The 25,191-nt window shown below is 67.2% G+C and carries 14 protein-coding genes and 1 pseudogene; 7 read left to right on the top strand and 8 right to left on the bottom strand.

Translation table 11 applies throughout. The features are described from left to right. Nucleotides 1-5: 5 nt before the first annotated feature. Entirely contained in the window at nt 6-10,700 is a 10,695-nt protein-coding gene (locus WME73_RS36810; RefSeq protein ID WP_437912582.1) for a neuraminidase-like domain-containing protein, read from the bottom strand. Between the two features lie 941 nt (nt 10,701-11,641). Next, on the bottom strand, nt 11,642-12,469 hold the full coding sequence (locus WME73_RS36805; protein ID WP_437852302.1) for a hypothetical protein: 828 nt from the start codon (nt 12,467-12,469) through the stop codon (nt 11,642-11,644). A 640-nt stretch (nt 12,470-13,109) separates the two neighbouring features. On the opposite strand from WME73_RS36805, the gene WME73_RS36800 reads away from it, so the two are divergent. The 6 genes from WME73_RS36800 to WME73_RS36775 all read left to right on the top strand — a co-directional run bounded on the left by WME73_RS36800 (nt 13,110) and on the right by WME73_RS36775 (nt 19,531). Continuing rightward, complete coding sequence (locus tag WME73_RS36800) at nt 13,110-14,339, top strand: efflux RND transporter periplasmic adaptor subunit (RefSeq protein ID WP_437912581.1); 1,230 nt, start codon at nt 13,110-13,112, stop codon at nt 14,337-14,339. Next, entirely contained in the window at nt 14,336-15,034 is a 699-nt protein-coding gene (locus WME73_RS36795) for an ABC transporter ATP-binding protein (protein ID WP_437912580.1), read from the top strand. Before WME73_RS36800 ends, WME73_RS36795 begins: the two co-directional genes overlap by 4 nt. Next, entirely contained in the window at nt 15,031-16,197 is a 1,167-nt protein-coding gene (locus tag WME73_RS36790) for an ABC transporter permease (RefSeq protein WP_437740989.1), read from the top strand. Before WME73_RS36795 ends, WME73_RS36790 begins: the two co-directional genes overlap by 4 nt. 49 nt (nt 16,198-16,246) lie before the next feature. Further along, on the top strand, nt 16,247-17,413 hold the full coding sequence (locus tag WME73_RS36785) for an ABC transporter permease (protein ID WP_437740988.1): 1,167 nt from the start codon (nt 16,247-16,249) through the stop codon (nt 17,411-17,413). A gap of 133 nt (nt 17,414-17,546) precedes the next feature. Continuing rightward, complete coding sequence (locus WME73_RS36780) at nt 17,547-18,434, top strand: putative glycoside hydrolase (RefSeq protein ID WP_437740987.1); 888 nt, start codon at nt 17,547-17,549, stop codon at nt 18,432-18,434. Between the two features lie 464 nt (nt 18,435-18,898). Further along, the gene (locus WME73_RS36775; RefSeq protein WP_437740986.1) at nt 18,899-19,531 is read left to right on the top strand and encodes a glutathione S-transferase family protein; all 633 of its coding nucleotides are present in this window, start codon (nt 18,899-18,901) and stop codon (nt 19,529-19,531) included. Between the two features lie 75 nt (nt 19,532-19,606). Here the strand turns inward: WME73_RS36775 and WME73_RS36770 are convergent, their stop codons facing one another. The 4 genes and pseudogenes from WME73_RS36770 to WME73_RS36755 form a co-directional block, all read right to left on the bottom strand. Next, complete coding sequence (locus WME73_RS36770) at nt 19,607-19,840, bottom strand: hypothetical protein (protein ID WP_437912579.1); 234 nt, start codon at nt 19,838-19,840, stop codon at nt 19,607-19,609. Nucleotides 19,841-19,981: 141 nt separating this feature from the next. Next, on the bottom strand, nt 19,982-20,869 hold the full coding sequence (locus WME73_RS36765) for an alpha/beta hydrolase family esterase (RefSeq protein WP_437912578.1): 888 nt from the start codon (nt 20,867-20,869) through the stop codon (nt 19,982-19,984). 906 nt (nt 20,870-21,775) lie between these two features. Further along, a complete protein-coding gene (locus WME73_RS36760; protein ID WP_437740984.1) occupies nt 21,776-21,991 on the bottom strand; it encodes an IS66 family transposase in 216 nt (71 codons plus the stop codon). A gap of 137 nt (nt 21,992-22,128) precedes the next feature. Then, nucleotides 22,129-22,797, bottom strand: a pseudogene (locus tag WME73_RS36755) (efflux RND transporter permease subunit); the annotation flags it as partial. An 88-nt stretch (nt 22,798-22,885) separates the two neighbouring features. Here WME73_RS36755 and WME73_RS36750 point away from each other — a divergent pair. After that, nucleotides 22,886-23,179, top strand: a complete 294-nt coding sequence (locus WME73_RS36750; protein WP_437740983.1) for a hypothetical protein — start codon at nt 22,886-22,888, stop codon at nt 23,177-23,179. A 13-nt stretch (nt 23,180-23,192) separates the two neighbouring features. On the opposite strand, the gene WME73_RS36745 is transcribed toward WME73_RS36750, so the two are convergent. Both WME73_RS36745 and WME73_RS36740 read right to left on the bottom strand, forming a co-directional pair. Then, nucleotides 23,193-23,612, bottom strand: a complete 420-nt coding sequence (locus WME73_RS36745; RefSeq protein ID WP_437306528.1) for an outer membrane protein assembly factor BamB family protein — start codon at nt 23,610-23,612, stop codon at nt 23,193-23,195. A 520-nt stretch (nt 23,613-24,132) separates the two neighbouring features. Continuing rightward, nucleotides 24,133-25,182, bottom strand: a complete 1,050-nt coding sequence (locus tag WME73_RS36740) for an aldo/keto reductase (protein ID WP_437912577.1) — start codon at nt 25,180-25,182, stop codon at nt 24,133-24,135. Nucleotides 25,183-25,191 lie beyond the last annotated feature (9 nt).

Below are 25,191 nucleotides of genomic sequence, written 5' to 3'. Positions count from 1 at the left end.
AGGTTTCAGTCGGCGGCCGCCGCCGTGTATCTCACGACAAAGACGATATCTTCGACGGTGTCGGCGTTCAGGCCGTGTTGCTCCAGCGCCCAGGTCTCCGCGGCCCAGTTCTGGAGCAGCGTCGTGGAGGCGCTGCCGCCTTTGGGCAGGGACTGCACGGCGACGCCATTTTGCGGGTTCACTTGCGCCTCGTCGCCGCCGTTCAGCGAGATGTCGGCGCCGCTCAGCGTGGCGCCGGGCTTGGTGATGACGTGAACGTCGACGTAGCCCTCGTTATTGACGATGTTGGCGAGCGTCAGCGTCATGCGGGCGCGCCGGATCACGAACGGGAAGTGCTCGGGCAGGAGCGTCATATCGACGGGCTCGCCCGGGCTGGTGAGCAGGCGGTGGAACACGTCGGGGAACTCCTTGCGGAGGCTAAGGACCCGCACGAGCCCGGTCTCCTCGTCGGAGACGACCTTGAGGAGCTTGTTGAGCCCGTCGATGATCGCGGATTCCGCGCCGTCCTTGAGCGTGCCGCCGCCGTCGCGCGCGGTGTAGCTGAGCTGCATGACGGCGTCGGAGATGGTGTTGTGATCGAACTGCGGATAGGCCGTCGGCAGCTCGAGCCTCCACCGGCTGATGACCCCTGCGCCCTCGAAGGGCAGGTAGCGCTCGTCGCGGAAGTTGAGCTCGAACAGCCCTGCGTCGCTCTGCGCGCTGCTGGTCGCTATCGATTGAATGCCCACGAGGTCATGGACGAAGCGCGGGTCGTCGAAGCCGGTATAGGCGTACGCGGTCGGATTGGCCGTGCTCTGCTTGCGGATGGCGCTGCCGAGCAGGGTGAGCTTGGCGCTGACGCTGGTATGCGGCCCGGTGACGCAGGGGATCGTGAGCCGGACCGCTCGGATGCGCCTGAAGTACTGGCCAGGGTGATCGAGATCGAACAGCACCTCCGGGAGCTCGAACTCGCAGGCGCCCTTCTCGCGCAGGTCTTGAAGCGCGGCCGGGTTGATCGCGGCGAGCGAGATCGGCTTCTGGATCTCGAACTCGCGCCGGTTGCGCTCGAGGTAGGCCACTTCCATGCGCTTGAGGTCGAGGACGAGCTTCTCGCCGGCGAGCAGCCCTTGCCGCAAGCTGTCGAAGTATCCGAACTGGATGAAGCTCGTTCCATCGAGCCCGAGCTCGAACTGGAAGGTGCGCTCGGCGCTCTTCGCCACGTCGTAGGCGAGCTTGTACACCTGCTGATAAGTGCGGCTGAGCTCGCGCACCATCCACTGGTAGAGGTCGCGGCTCGTGAACTTCTCCTGCAAGAACTCGCGCACCTCTTCCGCGTGCTCCATCTGCGTTTCGTGGTTCTCGAGCTCGCGCTGCGCGATGTCGCGCCGGATCTGCGCGGCCACGATCTGCTGGTTGATCTGGTCGATCTCCTTACGCGCCAGCCGCTCTTGCAGCTTCCAATCCTCCCAGCGCCGCTCGTGGCCGGCGTTGATGCCGGCGAGGGTCGCATTGCCGCGCGCCACGCTGGCCCCGGCGCCGAACGCATTGGCAATGGAGTTCATCAAGGTGATGAACGCGGTCCCGACCTTCGCGTCGACGCCAACGAACGGGAACGGCCCCACCATGCCTGCTCTGGGGTCAGGGATGGACGCGAACATGCCGCCGAGGGTGTGGAATACACCCTGGAGCACCTCGAGCTGGGTGCTCACGTCGGTCATCGTGAGCTGCGTCCGCTCGCTCTTGCTGATGCGAGCGCGCGTGCGGTACTCCGTGTGGCGCTCCTCGGCGAGCGCCCGCGAGAGCTCGAGCGCCCTGATGTTCTCCTCGGCCTCGGCGATCTGCGCCTGCCGCACCCGGCGCACGAGCTCCAGCATCTTGATCTCATGCCCATGGCGCATGAGCTGCAGCTCCTCGGCGTCCTTCTTCTCGAGCGCCGCGAGCAGCGCTGCCCCGAAGCCCTTGAGCTCGTTCGCGAGATCGACCGCCCGCTGGATCCACGTGCCGAAGCGGTAGCAGGGCAGCGGCGCGTTGAGCTGCGCGAGCACGCTCCCGAGGTCGAGGCCCGCCGCGGCGGCGCGCACGAGCAGGGCCGGGTCGATGGGGGGCTCGAACAGCTTGAGCTGACGCTTGACCCCATCGATGTTCATGCTGTTTCTTATCTTGAAGAGACGGTCCTGCACCGTGTCCCAGTAGCCATCGAGCCGCTCGTTCCTCGGCACGCAGAAGAAGAGGGTCCTGAGCGAGAGGTTCTTGATCGAGGCCGTCGCCGAGTCCTCTTGCGCGAGCTGGGTCTGCTTGAGGTGCTCGCTGTTGCTCACGAGCCGGTATTCGACGTCGACGATGGCGTTCGAGAAGCTCGTGATCCCCTTCGTCTTGAGCTCGCGGTACGTGTACCTGGGCTCACCCGTCAGCGGCTCGACCGCCTCGGGGCGGTCGCCGAGCAGCTCGGCCGCGAGGATGTAGAGCTGCGTCGCTTGATTGATGGCCTCGATCGTGTCCAGCCGGAAGAGCTGATCCGCCCAGGCGATGAGGTTGTCGAGATACTTCATCACCACGGACTTCTGGTACGCCACCAGCCGCTGCCGCGCGATGAGGTGCGGATTGAAGGGGTTGCGCCGCCAGTCGTCGATCAGCGCGGTGAGCTCCTGGCGATCGTAGGTCGACAGCGTCTTCGTGAGCCCCAGCGTCTCCGAGAGGCTGTCGGTCGCGTCCTTGTTGGCGAAGAACGGCAGGAAGTTCCAGTAGCGGCAGCCGGCCGGCAGGCGCTCGACCCAGCGCTTGGTCTGTTCGTATCGCGTGAGCTCCTGCTTGGGGTCGAAGACATAGTGGTACCATTTCATGGCGTCTTCGAACTTCAGGTCCTGGCTCAGGCGCCCCGCGATCAGCATCGGCAGATGGAAGAAGAGCTCCCAGTTGTAGATGCCGAACGGCGTCCCGTAGCCGAACTCGATCGTGGGCAGCGGATACGGCTGCTTCACGCTGCGCGTCGGGTGGAGCTCCGTCTCGATCAGGCGCTGCGTCGTACCCCAGGCCTGCCTGTCGCCGGCGATGTGGTAGCCCAGGTAGAGGTGGCCGTAGTAGTTGTAGTAGTAGTTCGAGTAGTACCGGTTGTCGGCGATGGGCAGCGCCTGCGTCGCGCGGTTCATGATGCCTTCCGGCCCGAACGCCTGCAGGCGCTTTCGCACCTCCGTCACCAGCGGATGGTTGAACGTCGAGAACGAGGCGACTTGCGTCTTTTCCCGGCTCAGGCCCGACTGCGTCACGACCCCCTTGCTCACGGCAAACAAGCTCGTGGAGGGTGTCTCGTAGAAGAAGGGCTTGAGCTCGGCGCTGCCAAGATAGGGGAAGTTCGTGCCAAAGACGCGGAAGGCGCCCGGGGTCCTCCGGAAGAACGGCGCGTTGCCCAGGAATCGAAGCTCATCGCCGGCGTTCCTGGCGTGGACGATGTAATCCACCTCGACGGCGGCGTTCTGCACGAGCAGGGTTCCTTCCGGCCAGCTCTCTCCCACCTTGAGCACGAGGTCGCTGGACCCCAGCGTGTCGTCGCCCGTGTGCCAGATGGCGAACGTGCCGAGCCGCTTCGGTCTGAGGAGGTTCTTGTCTTTCCAGAGCCATTCGGCGAGCGAATCGCCCCGGCTCACGCCGTCCGCACTCGGAATGTTCGTCTTGACGACATCCACCGACACGTACTCGCTGCTCGCGACGGCGACACGCAGGTGGTAGCCCGCCGTCCGGGGCTTGTCTTCGCCGAGCTCGCGATCGAAGATCGTCTCCGCGTCGTCATCGGTCACGCGGCTCTTGGAGAGCTTGGGCTTGAGCCACTTGTTCTCCGAGGCCAGGTACTCGCTCCACATGAGGCGGATCTCCGCCTGGAACTCGGCGTGCACGGCTCCGGCGTTGTCTCCGTCCACGTGGTTCTTGTTCGCCGGCAGGGGCTTCGGCTTCTGCTTGCTCTGCACCAGGGGCCAGAACAGGTGGAGGCGCCCATTGAAGACGACCGGCGCGACGACGTCGGCGTTGATATCGAGGTTGATCTTCTTCCACGGCGTCCAGATCCCGTCGTGGAACTGCTTGGCCTGGAACGTCCGGTAATAGAAGCTCCGTGACTGGAAGCGCGTGCGCCCCACGACGTGAAGGACGTGATTGACGCCGGCAGAAAAGACCTCCTCGGCGTAGGTGCCTACCACCTCGAGGTTCGACACCTCGCTCATCTTCTCCAGGTAGTTTTGGAGGGCCGTGAGGCCCCGCTCGTGCGTGATGTCGCCCTCGACGAGCTCGTTCTCGAGCTCCGTGAAGAACTCGGTCTTGTCGTCGCGCAGCTCCGGCTCGATCCAGTTCTCGGGGTAGAGGAAGACCTTGCGGTTGGCCTCCCAGACCCGGTAGTTCTGCATCCACGCCCACTGGTCCTTGGCCTGCTCGAGCTGGATCAGCGAGGCGTTGTCCTCGAGCCCGAGGAAGACGCGCTGGACGAAGAGCTGCACGACGTTCAAAGCGAGCCGGATACGCGAGATGAGCGTGTCGGGCTCCATCTCGACGTCGATCAGGAAGTGAGCGAAGAGGTCGTTCTCGTCGACGAAGTCGGGCTTCTGCTCGCCGTTCACGCCATCGACCTCGACGGCGCCGGTCGTGAGGTATCCCGTGAGCGCGTCCCGCTGGCGTCGCCGGAGCGGGTCGCGCAGCGGCTTGAAGACCTCCTTCCAGGCATCCCTGCTGAACTGCGATCGGAAGGCGTTCCTGAGCTGAACGGCGGCGCCGATGGTCGGCGCTGGGCTGAGCAGGAGGTCGATGATCTGGCTCGCGTTGAGCTCGAGCCGCCGGACGATCCGCATCGTCGCCCTGAGCAGCTGCCAGAGCTTGAGCGTCTCCGAGAGGTCATAGCTATGCCAGGGCGGCGGCGGGGGGGGAGCCGGGGAGAGCAGGTCGAAGACGGCCAGAATGTCTTCGAGCCTCCATCCCGTGAGAGCAGCCACGACGTCGGCCTGCGCCTCGGCAGCGCCACCACCTTCGCTCCAGAACTCGAACAGGGTCTTGGTCTTGAGCTCCACCGAACGCTGGAGGTCGAGCAGATCGATGAAGCCCGCGAGCGCCGACCACGGCACATCCGCGTCGGCGTCGCGCGCGGGGAGCGCGTTGAGCGAAAGCCCGATCGAGCTGTCCGCTTCGATCAGATATCTCAGCTCTGGCTTCTTCAGCTCGAGACCTCTGACGAGCCCGACAGCCTTGAACAGCTTGGTGTAGACATCCGTCCGGAATGGGACGATGGCGCTCGCGGGCACGGGGACCACGTCCGCGTTGCCGACTTGCCAGAGCAGCGCGACGTCCTCAGCGTTGCTATAGGTGATACGCACGTCGAGGACCGTGCCCGCCTTCAGACTCAGGGCATCGTGGAGATAGTGCCTGTTCTGTTGAACCTCGTTGAACCCATAGGTGATGCGCTGCTTGCCGTCGATCCACAAGGCGACCTCGATGCTGGGCGCCACCGGCAAGCTGACCGAGATGATGAACCCGTAGTCGTCGTCCCGCGGGATGACCACGGAGGCCCTGAGTTCCCCGGGCACCGCGGTATTCCAGCCCCCTTTCATGAAGCTCTTCCAGTCGTGGAGGGCGGGGGAGAAGTCCGTGGTCAAGCTCCGGAGCGCCTTCGTGAGCAGCGTCTCGGTTTCATCACGGGCGAGGTCCATGGACTCGGCAGCCACGGTGAGAGCCGAGGCCGCCCGCGCCTGGTCGACCAGGTAGGCGCGGAGCCGATCCCACACGAGCTTGTAGCGCAGCACGCGCGAGAGACCCGCGTCGTAGGTGACCAGCTGTTCGAGGGGAACGAAGTCGGGGGTCGCCGACCAGAACCGAAGGAAATAGCGCGCCAGGAAGTTCAGGTTTTGCTGCGAGAGCGGTGCGTGCACCGCTTCGTAGGCTGCGAGCGCGGCATCGTACTCCGCCTGCGTAGCGAAGTCGCCCAGGTTGGGCGGCGCAGGCGGCCCCTCGACGATCTGGATCGCCCGCACGACCTTCTCGGCCGGCATGACCTTGGTGAGCGCAGCGACCAGCGCGGCCGCGTCAGGGATCTGTTCCGGGTAGGTCGCTTCGATCTCCGCCGCTGCCGCCGAGAGCCGTTGAGCGGCGCGATCCATGTCCTCCGCCGCGGGCGTGAACGGAGCGCCCGGCGCGCTCTCATGGCGCAGATAATAGGCGATCTCGGCGGCGGACATGCGCGTCGCCCGAGCTCGCTCGAGCTCTCGAATGACGGCGTAGGTGTTCAGGATGGCCGCCTGGAGATCGGTCACCTCCTCCACGAACGGGCTGCCCACGAGCGCGGTGAGGTCGTAGAACTCGGCGACCGAGAGCCCCATCGCCCTCGAGAGCGTCGCTACCCGGTGCATCTCCGTGAGCTCGGCCAGCCCGAGGTTCGTGACCGACTCTGAGACGATGACCTCCCCCCAGAGCCGCTCGATATCGGTCGAATTCAGACGGAGGGCCGCGCGGAGGTGCGCCGGATAGTCCTCGTCATCCGTCACCGTCGCGAGGTTGACCGTCGCCCCGATCCGCACCCGCTCGAGCCCTTGATACTCGGCCTGGCTCGGGGCGCCCACGAGGAAGACCTCGTCGAAGCGGCTCTTCTCGATTCGCCCGGTGCGACGCGTGTCGAGGTTCGCCCACCACGCGACGACGTCGAGCGGCGGGAGCTTCAGCGAGTCGACCAGGCGCTTCACCTGAGCGAGCCTGACGAGATTGGCGGGGATGTTGCCGCCCTCGAGGCTCATCAGATAGACGTCGAGCTCGCGCATGCTCCAGCCGAGCTTGCGCCAGAGCCGGACGAAGAAGCTGACGCGCCGCAGCGTATCCGTAGTGAGGTGCGCGATCTGGAACTCGTTGTAGTTGCACTCGACGAGCTCGTCTGTGCTCGATACGACGTGGATCCCGTGCTGATCGGCGGCCTGGAGGTGGACGAAGCGGGTATCCAGCAGGTCGAGCAGCTCCTGGTAACTCAGGCCCGCGCGGTGCAGGAATACGGGCACCAGCGTCACGAGCTTGACCCAGGCCGGCCTCGTGTCCGGGTCCCCCGGGGCCGGCTCCGTGGCGGTGATCTTGAGGGTGGGTTTGTCAGGCCGCCGGATGGTCACCTCGTGGGCGTCGGGCGGGATCACGAAGCCCCAGTACTCCGACACCGGGCGCTCCGCGCCGAGGATCGCCTGAGCCTCGGAGGGCGTCAGGTTCAGGTAGGCGAGCGCGATGTTCGGATCCAGGAGCTTCGTGTCGGCGTTGCTCGTCGAGAATGCCTCGAGGATCTCATGCTTTCGGATGTTCTTCTGCTTGAGGAAGATGTCGATTTCTTCCCTGCCGAGCGCCAGCGGCAGATGAAACGGGAAGACGGCCTGCGCGAGCGTGTCGTACGTCTTGCGGTTGAAGTGCTCCGGGAACACCTCGAGCGAGTCGTTCGCTCCGTTGGTCTGGAGCGCTGGATAGACCGTGAGCGGCGCGGCGTTGCCCCGGATTCTGAAGCGGACGGCATCGTCCTCGACGATCCACTCTTTGCTCGGCTCGGTATAGGCGGCGCTCTGATTGGCGACCGCGCGCTCGCTGAGCACGTACCCTTCGGCGAGAACCGCGCTGCGAAGCGCGCCGAGCGCCCCCTCGACGCCGTCCTTTGCCTGGTTCATCGTCTCGGGCGTGAGGCCGATGGTGAACTCGAGCGGCTCGACGACCGCTTCGAGGACCTCGTTGACGATGTCGATATAAGGCAAGACCGTGTTCGTATTGGAGCAGGTGAGCTCGATGTCCTCGAGGTCGGGCCGGCGCTCGAACAGCGTCCTCTTGGGCGCGCCGTCGACCCACTCCAGCAGGTCCATCAAGTACGCGCCGGGGCTCAGCACCGTCTGGCAGTGCTTACAAGCACATTTGTTGAGGTCGCCGAACAGGGTGATCCAGTTCGGGAACTTGCCCGAAATTGCCGGGCTAGGCGATGTCACGAGCCCGGCGGTGTAGCCGTGCGTCGGATCGAGCACGGAGAAATTGACAGGCCCCGGTACGGCGCTCAGCCCGCCGATCTCGTTCAGGCTCGGGTGGAACTTGACCAGCGTCGTGAGGATCTCGTTCGCGTAATGGGATGCTGTGCGGTGGATATCGCGCGCCGCCGTGAGGCCACCCACGTGCTCTTCATGATCGGCCACGAATCGGTCTTCCGGGATGCGTGCGATCTGGACCGCGGAGTCGAGCGCCTGGCCGATGAGGTGAGCGGCCGCGTCGAAATCGGGGGTCAAGCGAAACAAGCGCTGGAGCTGCTTGATCGAGCCGACGGTGTCGGCGTTCAGCGTGAGCTCGCTCTCGGCGAGGTAGTCGTCGATGTCGCCCTTCTCGAGGCTGAAGTCGGGGTGATCCGTCAAGAACTGGCGCACCGCCACGAGGGTGGGCGTCCCCTGAATGCGGGAGACGAAGCGACGCTGCGGGCTCAGCTTGCCGAACAGGTCGTAGAGGCGCCTCGCGTAGACAGCTCCTTGCCCGTACGTGCTGTTGAACCCCGGAACATCGCCGGGGTATCGGCCGTCATTGTAGCTGGTTGAGCTGGAGGCGAAGTCGGTCCAGTTCGGGTGCGCGCCGTCCAGCGTCACCGTGGCGAGATCCTCGATCGTTCGCCAGTCCGAGCTCGCCTTGTAGGCGTACACGGCGGCGACGATCGGGTAATAGCGGCCGACCTTCTCGTACATCTCGAACACGAACGTGATGTCCTCCGCCTGCTGCTCGGTCAACACTTCGTCATCGACCAGCGCCGCGAGCAGCCCGGGGAGTTCCCCGAGGTTGTCGAAGTGCGCGCCGATGAGCGCCTCCTTCTTGGCCCTGAACGGGTTCTCCGCCGCGGGCAGGCCCTGGATTCCGACGGTCCGCGTCAGCCACAACGTACCGGCCGAAGCGACGGTAAAGGGCTGGGGATTTTCGCTGGTGGCCGCCGCTTCACGTGCGGCGGACGCCAGCGAGCAATTTCCAGGGTTCGTTGACGAACTCGTGAAATTGTGTGCAGTGTAGTTGGCGGGCCACGATGTCACGACTGACGCACCAACGAACGCAGCGCATGGGAGCCACAGGGTCTCCGTGGTGCCTGTCGCGGGGGTGAGCGACGGCGGATCGGCCTGGGCGCTCAGTCCAGAGGCCGATGCTGAAACGGTGACACTTCCTGATATCGTTCCCTTCCAGCTGTTCTTGGCAACCCGATAAACATGCGCGGCCGCCTGTCGTGCGGACGAGGTCTGGAAGTTGACGAGGGTGCCGCCCTCGCTTCCCGTCGCCACTTTGGCGTAGCCGCTCAGGCGAACACTGCCATCCAGACCATGGATGTCGGTCCACAATTGCGTCCAACCGGCCGGTGTCGTCACGGCCGGCCCATCGTGGGCGGCGAACATCACGAGGAGCAGGTCGCCGGCCGTGACCGCCGAAGGCATCGCGACCTGGTGCGCCGTGGTTGCGGTCCCAAACGAGGTCTGCCTGAAGCTCAGAATCTGGGGGAATCGCTCTTCCTTGCCGAACACGAGCTCGAGCAGCTGTTGCTGCCACGGACGGTCTCTGCTCCCGTCCAACGGGACGAAATTCATCAACTTCGCGAGCACCGTTCGCCAGCTGTCGACCAGGGTCGGATAGATGTCGACCTCGATGGCTGCGGAGATGATCCCGCGGTGGACGGCGGCGACGAGCGTCTGGAAGAACTTGTCGGGACTCACGTCGAGCAGCGCGCGCAGGTTGTCGCCGAGCCCGGCGCGCACGAGCGAATAGATGACTTCCCGCGACATGGGCGCGCTCAGCGTCGAGGGAGGAAGCTGTGTGTCGATCTCCTTCGCGATGAGCCAGGAGCGAACGAAGGCGCGGACCAGCGCTTCATCGAAGCCGCTCGAGCGAGCGACCAGGGTCAGGAAATCTGGGCGTTCATCGAGCTTGCGTACGGTCGACTGCTGTGCGGCTTCTGAGACCCCCAGGCTGGGTTTCAGCCCCGTCACCAGGCGCTCGTACTCGCAGTCGGCGTTGGCGACCACGCGATCGATCACCACGTCGAGCTGCTGCTCGCGGGCGGCATTGTAGATCACCTCCGAGGACGATAGCCTCCGCAGCTCCGTTCCCTCCGGATTCAATTTTTCGTTCGCATACAGGATCAGGTTGATCTGTCCTGCGGGTGTGCCGATCGGGATCGACGCGCTCGCCACCGGCGGCGGGCTGTAGAGGATCTCGAAGTTTCCGCCTGCGTCGCTCTCCGCCGTGCTGAGCAGGAATTCGTCGACGCCGCCGCTCGTCCAGCCGACGTGATACGCCTCGACGACGATGCCCGAAGCGGCGAGACCGATCGTGTTCCGCACGGTGCCGAAGGCGCGGTGCTTGCGCGAAGATGCGGTCCAGGTCGCGCCGCTCACGCTCACGAGCTCGGCGCTCTGGCCGATGATGATGCGCACCCTCGACCCGCTCTGGATCGCGTTGAACGTCTGCGTCCAGCCCACCTCCTGCCCGTTCGCGCTATAGATCCTGAATCGCAGATTCGCCGTCTCTCGTGTCGAGGCGAACACCGCGACGCGCTGCAGGACCACCGGCCAGCCGCCGGTCTCCGGGTCGTAGTCGCTCTGGCCTACCTCCGTCTCGGTAGAGCCGTCGATATCGAATGCCCTCACGCGCGCGATCTCGTTCTGAGTCGGACGGTTCATGTTGGGCCAGAACAGGTCGATGTTGATGATGTAAGGGTTCGGGATTGACATGTTCTTTCCTCTCAGGCACGCTCGCGCGCGCACCTTCAACGTCGACAATGGCGCGCCATGCCCTGGCTTGCCTCATGGCCGTGCCCGGGTCGGCGCTCCCTCCAGGGAACGTGGCAGAACGTCAGCGTTGCGGCGTGATCTCGCCGCAAACCATGTGCGACAGACGCACTACGGATTCTGTCGCATTCTGATGGAATGTGCCTTCAATGTTGATTTAACATTGCGTAATCTGTGGCTGCGGAAGCTGCACGCGTCACAGGTGGCGCCGTTTTACTTGCGCTCAAGCGCTGCCGAGCGAGTGGCATTCCGTGATGGACGAATATGTCAGCGTGCAGACTGCTGGTCAATCTCGGACCGGTACTTGAGACCATGCGGAGATCTCGGGAGCGAGGCATTCGAACGGTGATCCCCGTGGGGGACGGGTGATCACGGAGCGCTGACGCCGGAAAACTGTCGAGGGCCGGCCGCGCCCGGTGAAGCGGCGCGTCACGGCGCGTTGACGCCCAGGTTGGCTCATGGGCTTTTCCGGGCAAGGTCCTTGATGGCCATGGCGGGCGTGCTCGAGTGCATTCGTCGACGATCGTCTCCGCCTCCGTTCGACTCCGCGCAACCGAATCCGAGCCGTTGACGACCACGACCACGATCACGACGAGGACAACCACGTTGGTGAGCGGGGGGGAGGGGACGAGGGCGTCGTGGCCCGAGGGCGACCCAACGAGCCTGGTGAACACCGATGCTCTCGTCCGCCTGGCTCGGAAGAGCCGGCTGTGAACCGCAGGGGTCCGGTTCCAGGAGACGCGAGCCCCGGCAACGGGGGCGCCCCCTCGATAGGACGTTATCGAGGCTCGGACATCAGCCCGGCCCTGCCACGCGTGACGACCTCCCTCCACGGGGGGCGTGCCGCGGACGCGGAACCAGGGAGGAGCCTGAGCGACGCTGTGCTAGGCCGCCCTGGAGCGATCCACGCGGAGCTCGATCCAGGGAGAGGTCTGCTCGGCCAGGGTGCGGTAGGTGAGCGCCGCGGCGCCGACGAAGAAGAGCGCGAGCGCGGCCGGGCCGATGTCGATGGTCCCGGCCGACTCGACGGTGCCGAGCACGCTCGCGTGGAACGCGCGGAACAGGCCGAGGTGAAGCGCCGCGAGCGCCCCGCCGAGCGCGAGCGCCCAGGAGCGGTGGAACCGCGCGCGCTGGGCGTGGTGGGCGATGACCGTCTCCGAGGCGACGCAGAGGCTGCCGTGCGCGGGCGCCCGGAGCACCCAGGCCCGCGCGGCGTCGCGGTAGCCCGTGCCGGCGGCGCTCGCGTCGATCTCGCGGCGCACGGAGCCCGCGATGTAGATCGTGTCGCCGGGGCGGACCTCGGACACGTAGGCGGGCGCGCCGCCACGTCTCGTCGGGACGAAGGTGGTGTCGAGGCTGAGCCTGCCGCTCGCCGGCTCGACCCGCACGGTGGCGCCCGAGGCGAGCCGGAGCGAGAACGCGCGCGCCCGCGTCTGACACGCGCTCGGCGCGGCGCCGGCCTGGCCGCCGCACGGGATCTCGACCGCGATCACCGCGTCTCCCGGCGCGGCGTCCTCCGCGCTCACCTCGCCGCGCAGGAGCGCAAACCCCTCGCGTATCGCGCCGGGTGATGCCGACGGGCTCCGCGCATACGCGGCGATCTGCGAGCGCCGCCGGTGGTGGAGGCAGCGCCCGATCGCGATGGCGACCGCGACACCCAGCACCACCCCGGCGACCCCGTAGACGATGAAAAGGCTCGCGACAAAACCCATCGTGACAGCGTAGACGTGCGGCGTCGGGGCGTCGAGACAGGGTGTTGGTCTCGGGAGCCCGGGAGCGCAAGGCGCGCATCTCGCACCATCGCCGCACCGCGGCCCCGCGCCCCGCGTCGACACAGACAGGGGCGCACAGCGCCGCAGGCACCAATCCCACCCCGTGTGTGGCGCGGAGCGCACCTTCCGCCTGCTCCGCCGCGTGGATCTCGGTGATTGGCACTTCCGCCGTTGTGCGGCGCCGTCGTTCGGGAGCGTTGGTTCGATAAATGCTTATAGTTTCGATACCTTGTAGCGGTTTCCCTCCTCTCGCTCCGCTCCGGCTCCATCGCTGGAGCGATGCGCCGGTGCGCCAGCCAACGGACGTGAGGCCCGCCGCGCGCTTCGCGCGAGGGCCGGAGCGCCGCTGCACGCCAGGGAGCGCACAGCCACGGGTGAGGCGCAGGGGGCACAGCCGCGCGGCGCATTGTCGTCTGGACGGGCGGATTGCCACGGCGGGAGGCGATTTCGATACGAAGCAAGCGCCGCTCCAGGGCCGAGCGCGAGACGGCGTCCTGCGCGTCGGGCGCGGGTGGCGCCGCGCGTCAGAAATGCGCGATAGAAGTTCAACGCGACGCCGGAAGCGTGTTAAGGAGACGCCGTGTCCGACCAGCTCAGCTCGGATCTCGCCTCGCTGCGGATCCAGCGGGACGTCGATCCCGATCGGCGGAGCCCGCTCCGCACCGTCCTCGTCGCCGCGGTCGTGCTCGCGGCGGTCGCCGGCGCCGCCGCGTTCGCCCTGCCCAGGGCGCAGAGCGCGATCTTCAAGACCGAGGTCACCACCACGGAGGTCGCGCTGGTCTCGCCGGCGCAGGCGTCGATCTCCGTGACGTCGACCGGGTACGTTGTCCCGCAGGTCGTGTCCAAGGTCGGGGCCAAGTTCCCCGGCCGCATCGCGCGGGTGCACGTCAAGGAAGGCGACGTGGTGAAGCAGGGCGACCTGCTCGTGGAGCTCGACGACGCCGACCAGAAGAGCCTCGTGGCCGCGGCCCAGGCCAAGGTCGCTGCGGCGCGGGCGCGCGCCGCGGCTTCCAGGGCGAGCATCGTCGAGGTGGAGCAGCAGCTTGCGCGGGAGCGGCTGCTCGTCGAGCGCCAGGTGACCGGCCGCGCGTCGATGGAGGATCTCACCGCGCGCATGCACTCGCTCACGCAGTCGGCGGCGGCGGCCGACGCCGAGGTCAAGGCGGCTGCGGCCGACGTCGAGAGCCTCCGGGTCACGCTGACCGATCGGAAGATCGTCGCGCCGATCGGCGGCACGATCATGTCGAAGCCGCCGGAGGTCGGGGAGGTCGTCGGCCTCGAGCTGCCGCACCTCGTCGAGATCGCCGACTTCACGTCGCTCGTCGTCGAGACCGATGTCCCGGAGACGCGCCTCTACCTCGTCGAGCCCGGCAAGCCGTGCGAGGTGGTCCTCGACGCGTATCCCTCGAAGCGACACCGGTGCACGACGCTCGAGATCGGCAAGCGGGTGAACCGCGCCAAGGCGACCATCCCGGTGAAGGTGAAGTTCGTCGGAGAGCCGAAGGAGGCGCTGCCGGAGATGAGCGCGCGGGTCAGCTTCCTCGCCGAGGCGCTGTCCGAGGAGGCGATGAAGGAGCCGCCGAAGCGGGTCGTCCCGGAGGCCGCGGTGGTCGAGCGGGGCGGCGCCAAGGTGGTGTTCGTGGTCAACGAGGGCCAGGTGAAGATGGTGCCCATCAAGGTGGGCGGCCCCGCGCCCGGCGGGCTGGAGCTGCTCGACGGCCCGGCCCCGGGGGCGCGCCTCGTGGCGAGGCCGTCCGCCGAGCTCGCGGACGGTCAGAAGATCAAAGAGAAGGAAAAGGGGAGCGAATGACCGAGGGGTATCGCGACGGGAAGCCGAAGCCCATTGTCGAGCTGCAGGGGGTCGGCAAGAGCTATTTCCGCGACAAGGAGCCGATCGTGGTGCTCGACAACATCACGCTCGACGTCCCGGAGGGGTCGTACGAGGCGCTGATGGGGCCCTCGGGATCGGGCAAGTCGACGCTGCTGAACCTGATCGCCGGGCTCGATCGCCCGACGCGCGGCTCGGCGCGCGTGGCGGGGCAGGACCTCACGCGGATGAGCGACGGCGAGCTGGCGCGCTTCCGCTCCAGGACGATGGGCTTCATCTTCCAGGCCTACAACCTGATGCCGGTGCTCACCGCGGTCGAGAACGTCGAGCTGCCGCTCCTGCTCACGAGCCTTTCGGCCTCCGAGCGGCGGAAGCGCGCGCAGACAGCCCTTCGCGTCGTCGGGCTCGAGGAGCGGATGGGCCATTATCCCCGGCAGCTCTCCGGCGGCCAGGAGCAGCGGGTCGCGATCGCGCGGGCGATCGTGAACGACCCGACGATCATCGTGGCGGACGAGCCGACCGGCGATCTCGATCGCAAGAGCGCCGACGAGATCCTGGCCCTCCTGGAGAGGCTCAACAAGGAGTTCAAGAAGACCATCCTGATGGTCACGCACGATCCGCAGGCCGCCGAGCGCGCGACGGTGACGCGCCGGCTCGACAAGGGGAACCTGTCATGAACCTCGTCTCCGTCGCCGCCAGGAACGTCCTTCGCAACAAGTTCAGGACGCTGCTGACCGTGATCGGCGCGGTGGTGGCGGTGCTCGCGTTCGTGCTCCTCCGGACGGTGCTCTCGGCGTGGAACGTCGCCGCCGACCACGCCGCGAAGGACCGGATCGCGACGCGGCACAAGATCTCGTTCATCCTCCCCTTGCCGAAGCGCTACATGGACACGGTCCGCGAGGTCCCCGGCGTGACGGAGGGGTCCTTCATGAGCTGGTTCGGCGCCAAGGACCCGCGCGACGCCAACAATTTCTTCGCCTCGATGGCCGTCGAGTCGAAGACCTTCTTCAAGGTCTACGATGAGATGGTCGTCTCGCCCGAGGACATGGAGCGGTGGCTGGGCGACAGGAAGGGCGCCATCCTGGGCGACGTCCTCGCGACCCGGCTCAAGGTGAAGCCGGGCGACACGGTGACGCTGGAGGGGACGATCTACCCCGGAAACTGGCAGTTCAACGTCTCGGGGATCTACACGGCGACGCGCAAGTCGATCGACAGGTCGCAGTTCATCTTTCACTACGACTACCTGAACGAGTCGCTCCCCGAGCGGCAGCGCGACCAGATCGGCTGGATGGCCGCCCGGATCGACGACCCGTCGCGGAGCGCGGACATCAGCGCGGCGATCGACAAGATCTTCGACGAGAAGGACGTCCAGACGGCGACGATGAGCGAGCGGGCGATGAACCTGTCGTTCATGGCGATGATGTCGGCCGTGCTGACGGCGCTCAACGTCGTGTCCGTCATCATCCTTCTCATCATGATGATGATCCTCGGCAACACGATCGCCATGGGCGTCCGGGAGCGGACGCGGGAGTACGGCGTGCTGCGCGCGCTCGGGTTCGAGCCGAAGCACGTGAGGATCTTCATCATCGGGGAGGCGGCGACCATCGGGCTGCTGGCCGGGTTCCTCGGGCTCGTGGTCTCGTATCCGATCGTCGAGCTCGGGCTGGGCCGGTGGCTGGAGGAGGAGATGGGCGCCTGGTTCCCTTATTTCCGGATCGAGCCTTCGACGATGGTCATGGCGGTGCTGCTCTCGATGGGGCTGTCGCTCGTCGCGTCGCTCATCCCGGCGTACAACGCCTCGAAACTCTCGGTCACCGACGCGCTCCGGCGCGTGGCGTGAGCGACCACGCAGCCTGTCTTCGACACCCTGAAAGCGGGAGAGAGCGCTCATGATCCCCGTCGCCTACAACGTTCGAAATCTGGTGGTGCGCAAGACGACGACCCTCGCTACGGCGTCCGGTCTCGGCCTCGTCGTGTTCGTGTTCGCGTCGGTGCTGATGCTCTCGAACAGCGTGGAGCGCACCCTGGGGCGCACCGCGCGGGACGACGTCGCGATCGTGATGCGGAAGGGCTCCGACGCCGAGATGGTGAGCAGCATCGAGGAGCAGCAGATCGGCGTGATCCTCGCGAGCGCCGAGGTCGCGAAGCGGCAGGACGGCAAGCCGGACGGGGTGGGGGAGGTGGTGGCGGTCATCCTCCTCGAGAAGCTCGGCACGGACGGCATCTCCAACGTGCAGGTGCGCGGGGTGCCCGACGACGTGCTCGCGTTCCGCTCGCAGGTGAAGATCATCGAGGGCCGGCCGGCGCAGCCGGGCACGGACGAGGTGATCGTGGGCAAGGCGATCAGGGGCCGCTTCAAGGGCCTGTCGATCGGCGAGTCGTTCGAGCTGCGAAAGAACCGGCCGGTGAAGGTCGTCGGGGTGTTCGAGGACGGCGGCTCCTCGTCGGAGTCCGAGATCTGGGCCGACCTGCACACGACCCGCTCGGCGTTCGGCCGCGAGGGGGGCGTCTCTGCGGTGCGGGCGCGGCTCGCCTCGGCCAGCAAGTTCGACGCGTTCGAGGCGTCGATCGAGCAGAACCGGAACCTCGGGCTCGAGGTGATGCGCGAGAGCGTCTATTACGAGAAGCAGTCCGAGGGGACGAGCATGTTCATCAAGGTGATGGGCGTGCTCATCGCGGTGTTCTTCTCGATCGGCGCCATGATCGGCGCGATGATCACGATGCACTCGTCGATCGCCAACCGGCAGCGCGAGATAGGCACGCTGCGGGCGCTCGGCTTCTCGCGGTTCAGCATCCTCGTGTCGTTCCTCATCGAGTCGGTCCTCCTCGCGCTGGCGGGCGGGGCGCTCGGCGTGCTCGCCGCGCTCGGGATGAGGTTCGTGCGCTTCTCGACCGTCAATTTCGCGAGCTGGTCGGAGGTCGTGTTCACGTTCGAGCCGACGCCCGGGATCCTGCTGACGTCGGTGGCGATCGCGGCGGTGATGGGCCTGCTCGGCGGGTTTTTCCCGGCGCTCCGCGCTGCGCGGATCAGCCCGATCCAGGCGATGCGGGGGTGACCCGGGGCGCGGGAGCTCGCGGGGTTCCAGCGTGGCGCGGATCCGGGAAGCCGCGTAGGGCCCGCGCGGCGTTCCGGCGCGCCCGGTGCTCCCTTGGCCGGGGACGTGCTCTCCCCTCGCCGGGGGGAACAGCATGCCCACGATCACCAAGGCGATTTACGTGAACTTCGCGGCGGGGAGGAACGTGGAGCGGCTGAATCGGCTCTCCTCCCTGGTCCAGCGGACAGAGCTGAACTCCCTGGTGATCGATATCCGGTCGGAGGGTGGCGCGCTCCTCTTCGAGCGTGACGAGGTGACCAGGGCCCAGCTGGGCGCCCTGCGCGAGGCCGGCATCTACGTCATCGCCCGGCTCGTCGCGTTCAAGGGCGGCTCGCGGGGCTGGTACGACCCGGGCTCGCAGCCGCGATGGCACGAGATCGCGGAGATCTCGCTCCGGGCGTACGACGCCGGCTTCGACGAGGTGAACTACGATTATGTGCGTTATGGCGCCGCGCGCGAGCCGCGGTCGCGGACGCCGATCGAGGAGAGAGTGCCGACGATCCGCGCTTTCTTCGAGTTCCTCCGCGCGGAGGTCGGCAATGCGGCGTCTCGCCCGATCTCCGCGGATGTCTTCGGGTTCACGCTGCTCGGGCCGCAGGAGGGGATAGGCCAGCGGCTGGAGGACGCCGTGGAGCTCTTCGACTACGTGATGCCGATGCCGTACCCATCGCACTGGGGCCCTGGCAGCTTCGGGTTCGCGAACCCTGCGCATCACCCCTACGAGACCCTGTATGCCTCGCTCTCGGCCGGCTGGCGCAGGGTGGCAGCGCTTCCCGGGCGCATCGGGCTGCTGCGCAGCTGGATCCAGGCGTTCGATCTGGACAGCTCGCGCCCCATGCAGCGGTACGAGTACACGCCGTGGCACATCCAGGAGCAGATCCGCGCGAACGACGACGCCGGCTGCGCGGGCTACGCTGCGTGGAACCCGCGGAGCCACTACGACGAGAGCGCGTTCGTCGGCGCGCCGCGGGACACGGCGTGAGAGCGCGGCCGCTACCGCTCTCGCCACGCCCGCAGCGGGGCCATCCGGCGGCTTTGCCGCGGCGAGAGCGCTTGCCATACCGCGCTGCTGCCCGCACGCCGCCGCCTGACCGGACGGGCTAGCTCCGCGGGTCAGAAATCCCGCCAGAACAACCGGTCGATCCAGGTGGCCGCCTGAACGAAGCAGCCTGCGGCGCAGGCCCGCGTGCTCGGCCCGCTGGACGAGCTTTGGAGGCGCCGACGCGGCGCCTGCGCGCTCTCGTTCGTGTGGCCGCGGCTCGAGCCGGTGATCATCGCCGGGTAGCGGTCGAGGTCGCCACGCGCCGAGGCGGGAGCCATGAACGCGGCGGGCAGAGGAATTCAACCCTGCCGCACCTGGCGCCGCGCCCAACGGGGCCGGCCTCTGGTAGCCTCCGTCGCGCCGCCGACCGACCGGCGGAAACGAACGGAGAAAGAGACACCACCATGGCCATCGTTCTTTACCACCACCCGTTTTCGCGCGCCGCCAACACCGTGTGGATGCTCGAGGAAGTCGGCGTCGAGTACAAGCTCAAGTTCGTCGACATCATGGCCGGCGACCAGAAGAAGGAGGACGTCACGAAGCTCAATCCGATGGGCAAGCTGCCCTTGCTCGTCGACGGCGATACCGTCGTCACCGAATCCGCGGCGATCGGCCTCTATCTCGCGGATCGTTATGCCCCGGGCCGCCTCGCGCCGAAGCTCGACGACGCGGCGCGCGGCACGTATTTTCGCTGGTCGCTCTTCGCCCCCTCGGTCATCGAGCCCGGCTCGATGGCCAAGGCCGGCAACTGGGAGTTCCGCACCGGCTCCGCCGGTTGGGGCAACTACGACGACATGATCGCGACGATGGAATCGGCCATCTCTGGCCGTGACTTCGTCCTCGGCAAGGAGTTCTCGATGGCCGACGTCATCTTCGGCGGCACCATCGCGTACATGCTCGACTTCAAGATGCTCGAGCCGCGCCCGAGCTTCACCGGGTATGCCGAGCGGGTCAGAGCCCGCCCGGCGTACGCGAAGAGCGAGGCGCGCAACAAAGCCGTGATGGACGAGCGCGGCCTCAAGATGCCTGGGGCTTAGATCGCCCTGAAGGATTGAAGCGGAGCGCCGCGGCGAGCGCCGTAGGAGCGCCGCTTCCTCTTCCCGCGCTGTGCGCTACGGCGACGTGGTAAGAGAGCCCATGCGCTGCGGCATTACCACTTCGTCATCGATCGCGGTATCGGCATCGTAGAGCTGGCGCGCGCCGTAGAGGCGCGCGGCTTCGACTCGCTCTACCTCCCCGAGCACACCCACATCCCGGTGAGCCCAACCACGGCGTCGACTTCCGCCGCCGCCGGGCAGGTCTTCCTGCAGACGCGCAACGCGCAGAGCCTGGCGGCCTTCCTGCACCCGTTCCGACCCGTAAAGTCGAAGGGCTGAATCGGTTCCCGGCTCGGGCGTCTGGAGGCGGCCCCTGTTCCCCTGCAGGCGAGACGCCCCGAGCGCGGCGCTACGCGCGGGCGAGGGCCCCGTCCGCGGCGAGGACGTCGGTCAGAACTGCTTGAAGAATTTCCACGACTCGATGGGAATCCAGTTCGGATTGCCGTCGATGTTCGTGTGCCCGCCGCCGAAGGTGCACACCCGCGTCGGATGTTCCGGATCGCAATCCTTGAAATCGTAGCAGCTGTACGCGCCGTTTGAAGTCGGGATGTTGTCCGGAATCGTGCAGCCGTTGTCTTCGGCTTTTTCGAGGGCGATGAACTTGGCCCCTCTCTTTTGACCTTCGTTGTTCACCCAGGGGCAAGTCCCGTCGCTCATGCCCGTCGTGTGCATCCAAGCAATGGGCTTCCGCGTCTTTTCAGGCAACCAGATGTTGTAGTTGGCCGGGGCGATGCCCACGGCCGCACGGATTTCCGCCTGATGGTTCGTCGACAGCGAATAGGTGATCATCCCTCCGAAGCTGAAGCCGGTCGCGAACACGCGGGTCGTGTCGTAGCAGACATTTTCATTCATGAACGCCATGATGTCGTCGAACAGCGCGTGGTCCTTCTCTTGCCACGTTGCACCGTCCGAGGAGGGGGCCACGAAAATGGCTTGCTCTCCGTCGGCCTCCATCTGCGGTTTGAGAAAGTAGAAGTCTTGCCCCTCGACGTCTTGCCAGCGGCTGCCGATCCAATGTGAAGTGTAGAACAGCCGGTAGGGCTTGTTCATGTCGTAGTTCTTGGGCATATCGACGTAGTACACGCGATTTTGGCCCGAACTTGAGATCGTATACTCCTTGGTCGTCAACGTGGTTGCCTTGCCGCACCCCGCGCTCCGCACAGGCGCGTTCCCCATGGGAATGGCTCCTTCGGGCCAGCCACCCGTGCCAGCACCGCCGCTGCCGGTCGGCTCAGCCCCGCCGCTCCCGCCGCTGTTGTCACCGCCGGTCCCAGCCACGGTGGTGCTGCTAGAGGTCGCAACGCCGCTGCCGCTCGTGCTACTAACGGAGCCGGTCGTCGTCGCTCCGCCCGCTACGACGCCTCCGCCCCCTCCGCCCGCTACGACGCCTCCGCCCCCTCCGTCGTTGTTCGAGTCGGACTCGGCGGGGGCGCACGAAACCGCGACCCAACTCGCAAGGGCGACACAGAAGGCGAGTCGGCTGAACGTTTGATCTTGCATCACAGGTCTCCTACGTACTGGAATCAGGTGAAAAGGAAACTAAACGATTCGAGCGTGTCAAGGGCGACTCGCCACACTCCCCTCAGGTGACAGAACGTTCCTTACGGGATCCGCCTCCCTGGCAAAGTGCCTCCCACCCGGCTCAGACGAGCTCCCGGACGGGGCCGGCGTGATGACACCGGTGCGCCCGAGGAGCGTCTTAGCACAACCCGCCGCAACATAGGTTCCCTCGTTCCCGAGCTTGCCATCCGGTCGCTTCGCCAGCATCGCCGGATTCTTGACGAAATCGTCTCCGGTGGACAGCATCCAGGATTTCACGACAGCCGTCGAACAAACGAGGGCTGTCGCGTCCTCTATTGGATCGCTCTTGGCAAAACGCCGATCACCATCGATCAGCAATCGCTTCCGCGACGACCGAGCGAACAGGATCGGTGTAAAAATTGACTGAATGGGATCATATTGACGAAGAGCTCGGTGCTCAGGAGGACCCGAGCAAACCGAAACAAAGGGGTGGTCCTCGACTGGAATGTGAACGCTCACATTGCCGGTGTCAATTCCAATCGACCGGCCCGCGGGTATCTTCGGGCCCGAGGGAGGACATGGCTGGCAGGGCTCCTTCGGAGCGCCGCGTTAAGAGGGGTGGACGCCGGACCGCGGCCATCGCCGGACTGCCCGACCACAATCCTACTGCCAGCCTGTCATGTTGCCGCGGCCGATGCGGAAACCGTGCCGGTCCGACTCCACGTCTTGTCGGTAGCAGGGCGTGTGGTAGTCGAGCTCGTGGACGAACAGGTGGGCCAAGAGGCTCCGATCGGCAAGGCACCTGTCCATCGGGCGCTCCGGCAGCGAGGCGATCATCACCGGTCCGCCGCTGCCCGCGATGGGCCAGACGATCTCCATGGGGCCGCCACGCCGGTAACGCCGCCGGTGGAGGGAAGGCGCCGCTATGGCTGCGGCGTGGCCGGGTGCGCCGTGCTGGCGGGCGCGCTTCGCCCTGCGCGCCGCGTCCGGAGCCGCGCGACGCGGCCCTGCACGTCGGTCTGCCCGGCGAAGAGCAGCGCGAAGGCGGCGCCCGCGATCGACAGGGGCAGGACCGTCAGCACCGTGACCGGGTGCAGGAACGAGTTGAGCTGGGACGCGAGGACCATGTAAGCGACCAGGATCCCGAGCACGAGCGCGAAGAGGAGGCCGCCCATCGACGCGCGGAACGTCACGCTCGGGCCGCCGAGCACCAGGCGGTAGCCGGCCGGCAGGTCCCGTCCGAGCGCCTCGACCCGCGCGACCGCCTCGCCCTGCGAGTGCCCCGGCGCGACGTTGCCGAAGATCGAGATCGCGCGCTCGCGATCGCGGCGCGTGATCGCCTGCAGCGCGGGGAGCTCCTCGTAGCTGACCACCGACGTGAGCGGCACCAGCGCCCCCGACGCGCTCCTCACCTGGATGCGCGCGAGGTCCTCGGGCCGGCTCCGCTGCTCCGCGAGCAGGCGCGCGCGGACGTCGATGCGGCGCCCGTTGTCGTTGTACTTGGCGATGCGCCCGCCGCCGAGCAGCGTGTTCAGCGTCGTCGCGATGGCCTCGACGCTCACGCCGAGATCCGCGGCGCGCGCCCGGTCGGGCACGATGCGGAGCTCGGGCGAGGTCACCAGCCGACTCTCTTCGCAGCGCTCGCACCGGAGCCGCGCGAACCCGCGGCAGAGCAGCCCGCGGTCGAGGTAGGCTTCGAGCTCCTTCTTCGCGTGCTTGGGTATCCGGACGGCGATGGCGCCGTCGTCGATGGCCCCGTACAGCGTCTCCACGTTGTCGCGCACGATCTCGCAGAGCGTCGTCTTCTCGGGGCGACGGCTCCTCGCGCGGCGGCTCCGGGACGCGGCCGAGCCGGAGCAGGCGTTCGCGGCCTTCGAGCGTCTGCGGCGGCCGCGCGTCGAGGCGATCGTCCGCCAGGCGCGGCGGTACGGCAGCCGCAAGGCGGTCGCCGGTCCGGTGGCCGAGTGGTTCCGCGACCGGGCGCTGCCGCTGTTCCTGCGGCTCGGCGCGGCGGCGCAGGCGCGCGTGCACGCGTACCGGATCGACTGGGAGGCGCGGGCGGCGTAGCGCCGGGGGAGCGTCAGTCCTTGTCGTCCGGCTGCGCCACATTGTCCGGCACGCCCAGGGCGACCGGGCCCATCCCCTTGCTCTTGAACTGGTTGTGCCAGAGGCTCTTTCCGGTGAGCGAGAAACACTCCACCTCGCCCTGCTTGGCGACGAAGAGCCGGTCTCCCTCCAGGAGGAGCGTGGCGCGGCCCTGCGTGGCGGCCTTCACCTCCCAGAGCAGCTCGCCCGTCGGGTAATGCAGACAGGCGACGCGGCTGAAGCTCGCCGCGTAGATCGCCGCAGGCGTGATCAGGAGCGCTGTGGAAGAGAAACCGACCCCGGCCTGCTTGTACTCCCAGAGCACGCGCCCGGTGGCCGGGTCGACGCCGAAGATCTGATCCCGGAACGCCGCCACCAGCACCGGCGCCGCCGCGATTGTTCGGTATTCGCTCATACGTCCCCTCGCTTCCTGATTGCGCCCAGCGAGCTATCAGCGGGGGGGCGGCGCGGCAAGCTGCGAGCGCCTGCGGGGTCGCGAGCCGCGCGCACGGCGAAGATGCGAGCTCGCATGGGCTCCTGGCGGAAAGGTGATGCGGGGAGCGAGCTCATCTCGAGCGGCTCCTCGCTGCGCTCCTCCGGCGCAATGGTAGTCCATCGGAACACATCGGAGAGCGCGGGGGTGGCTCCGCTCGCGAGGGCTCGGCGCCGCTCGCGGAAGATCGACAGGTCGCCCGCGTTCGCTCTACTCTCCTCCGCCTCCCGGGCTTCGATGAAAGACACTGCACCGACGCAAGAACCGCTCCACGAATAACCCGCCGGGCTATCGCCCATGGCGGCGCCATGGCGGAGCGGCGGGCCGGGGGGCGGCGGGCCGCGACGCTCGCTGCCGCGGCGGCGGAGGCGCTCGCCGAGCACCCGGCTCGCGCTCTCCCTCTGGACGCGCGAGGTAGCTCAGGGCGGCGGCGCCCGGCCCTTCAGGGCCCTTGGCCGCTCGACGGCGCAGGCCGCCTCTGCTGGGAGCGCTCGCTGTCGAGCATCGCCATGTGGGCTTCCGGGTAGCGCGCGCCGACGATTTCGCTCGCGGGCACCGCGGCCTCGAGCGCGGCGACCTCCGATACGTCGAGCGAGACATCGAGGCTCGACAGCGCCTCCACGAGCTGTTGGCGCGTGCGAGCCCCCAGGGTCGGGACGATCGTCACGCCCTGAGCGGCGCCCTTCGCGCGGACCCACGCGATGGCGAGCTGCGCCGGGGACACGCCCTTTTCCGTCGCGAGGCGCGCGAGCGCATCGACGAGGGGCTGGTTCCTCTCGGCGTTGCCCGCGGAGAAGCGGGGCATGTGTGCGCGGTAGTCGCCCTCGCCCGAGGGCTTTGCGCCCGTGAGCAGCCCGCGGGACAGGACGCCGTACGCTGTCATCGCGATCCCGAGCTCGCGCAGGGCCGGGATGATGCCGGCTTCCACGCCGCGGCTCACCAGCGCATATTCGATTTGCAGGTCGCAGATCGGATGCACCTCCGCCGCACGCCGGATCGTCTCCACGCCGACCTCGGACAGGCCGATGTAGCGGACGTACCCCGCCTTCACCATGTCGGCGATGGCGCCCACCGTCTCCTCGATCGGAACACGGGGATCGAGGCGTGCCGGTCTGTAGATGTCGATGTGGTCGACCCCGAGGCGCGACAAGCTGTGCGCCAGGGCGTTCTTCGTCGCGGCCGGACACGCGTCGTGCCCGAGCATCTCACCGCCCGGCCCGCGGAGCGCTCCGAATTTGACGCTGAGGAGCGCCTTGTCGCGGCGGCCTCGCAGCGCCTTGCCGACGAGGAGCTCGTTCTTCCCCATGCCGTAGAAGTCGCCGGTGTCGAGGACGTTCACGCCGCGCTCGAGCGCCTCGTGGATGGTCGCGATGCTCTCGGCCTCGTCCGCTGCCCCGTACCAGCTCCCAGCCCCCATGCCCATGCACCCGAGGGCGATGGGAAACACCGAAGGACCGCCAGTGCCCAACCTTACTTCGCTCGTCGTGATCATGTGATGCCC

Origin of the sequence: Sorangium sp. So ce302 (assembly GCF_051530145.1) — a bacterium.
Lineage (GTDB): Bacteria > Myxococcota_A > Polyangia > Polyangiales > Polyangiaceae > Sorangium > Sorangium cellulosum_B.
This window is presented reverse-complemented; position numbering and strand designations above follow the sequence as displayed.

What these genes read in the sequence shown, in the direction of transcription:
- WME73_RS36805 (WP_437852302.1), bottom strand. Translation starts at nt 12,469, where the DNA reads ATGGGTTTTGTCGCGAGCCTTTTCATCGTCTACGGGGTCGCCGGGGTG.
- WME73_RS36775 (WP_437740986.1), top strand. Translation starts at nt 18,899, where the DNA reads ATGGCCATCGTTCTTTACCACCACCCGTTTTCGCGCGCCGCCAACACC.
- WME73_RS36745 (WP_437306528.1), bottom strand. Translation starts at nt 23,612, where the DNA reads ATGAGCGAATACCGAACAATCGCGGCGGCGCCGGTGCTGGTGGCGGCG.
- WME73_RS36760 (WP_437740984.1), bottom strand. Translation starts at nt 21,991, where the DNA reads ATGGAGATCGTCTGGCCCATCGCGGGCAGCGGCGGACCGGTGATGATC.
- WME73_RS36780 (WP_437740987.1), top strand. Translation starts at nt 17,547, where the DNA reads ATGCCCACGATCACCAAGGCGATTTACGTGAACTTCGCGGCGGGGAGG.
- WME73_RS36790 (WP_437740989.1), top strand. Translation starts at nt 15,031, where the DNA reads ATGAACCTCGTCTCCGTCGCCGCCAGGAACGTCCTTCGCAACAAGTTC.
- WME73_RS36740 (WP_437912577.1), bottom strand. Translation starts at nt 25,182, where the DNA reads ATGATCACGACGAGCGAAGTAAGGTTGGGCACTGGCGGTCCTTCGGTG.
- WME73_RS36810 (WP_437912582.1), bottom strand. Translation starts at nt 10,700, where the DNA reads ATGTCAATCCCGAACCCTTACATCATCAACATCGACCTGTTCTGGCCC.
- WME73_RS36795 (WP_437912580.1), top strand. Translation starts at nt 14,336, where the DNA reads ATGACCGAGGGGTATCGCGACGGGAAGCCGAAGCCCATTGTCGAGCTG.
- WME73_RS36785 (WP_437740988.1), top strand. Translation starts at nt 16,247, where the DNA reads ATGATCCCCGTCGCCTACAACGTTCGAAATCTGGTGGTGCGCAAGACG.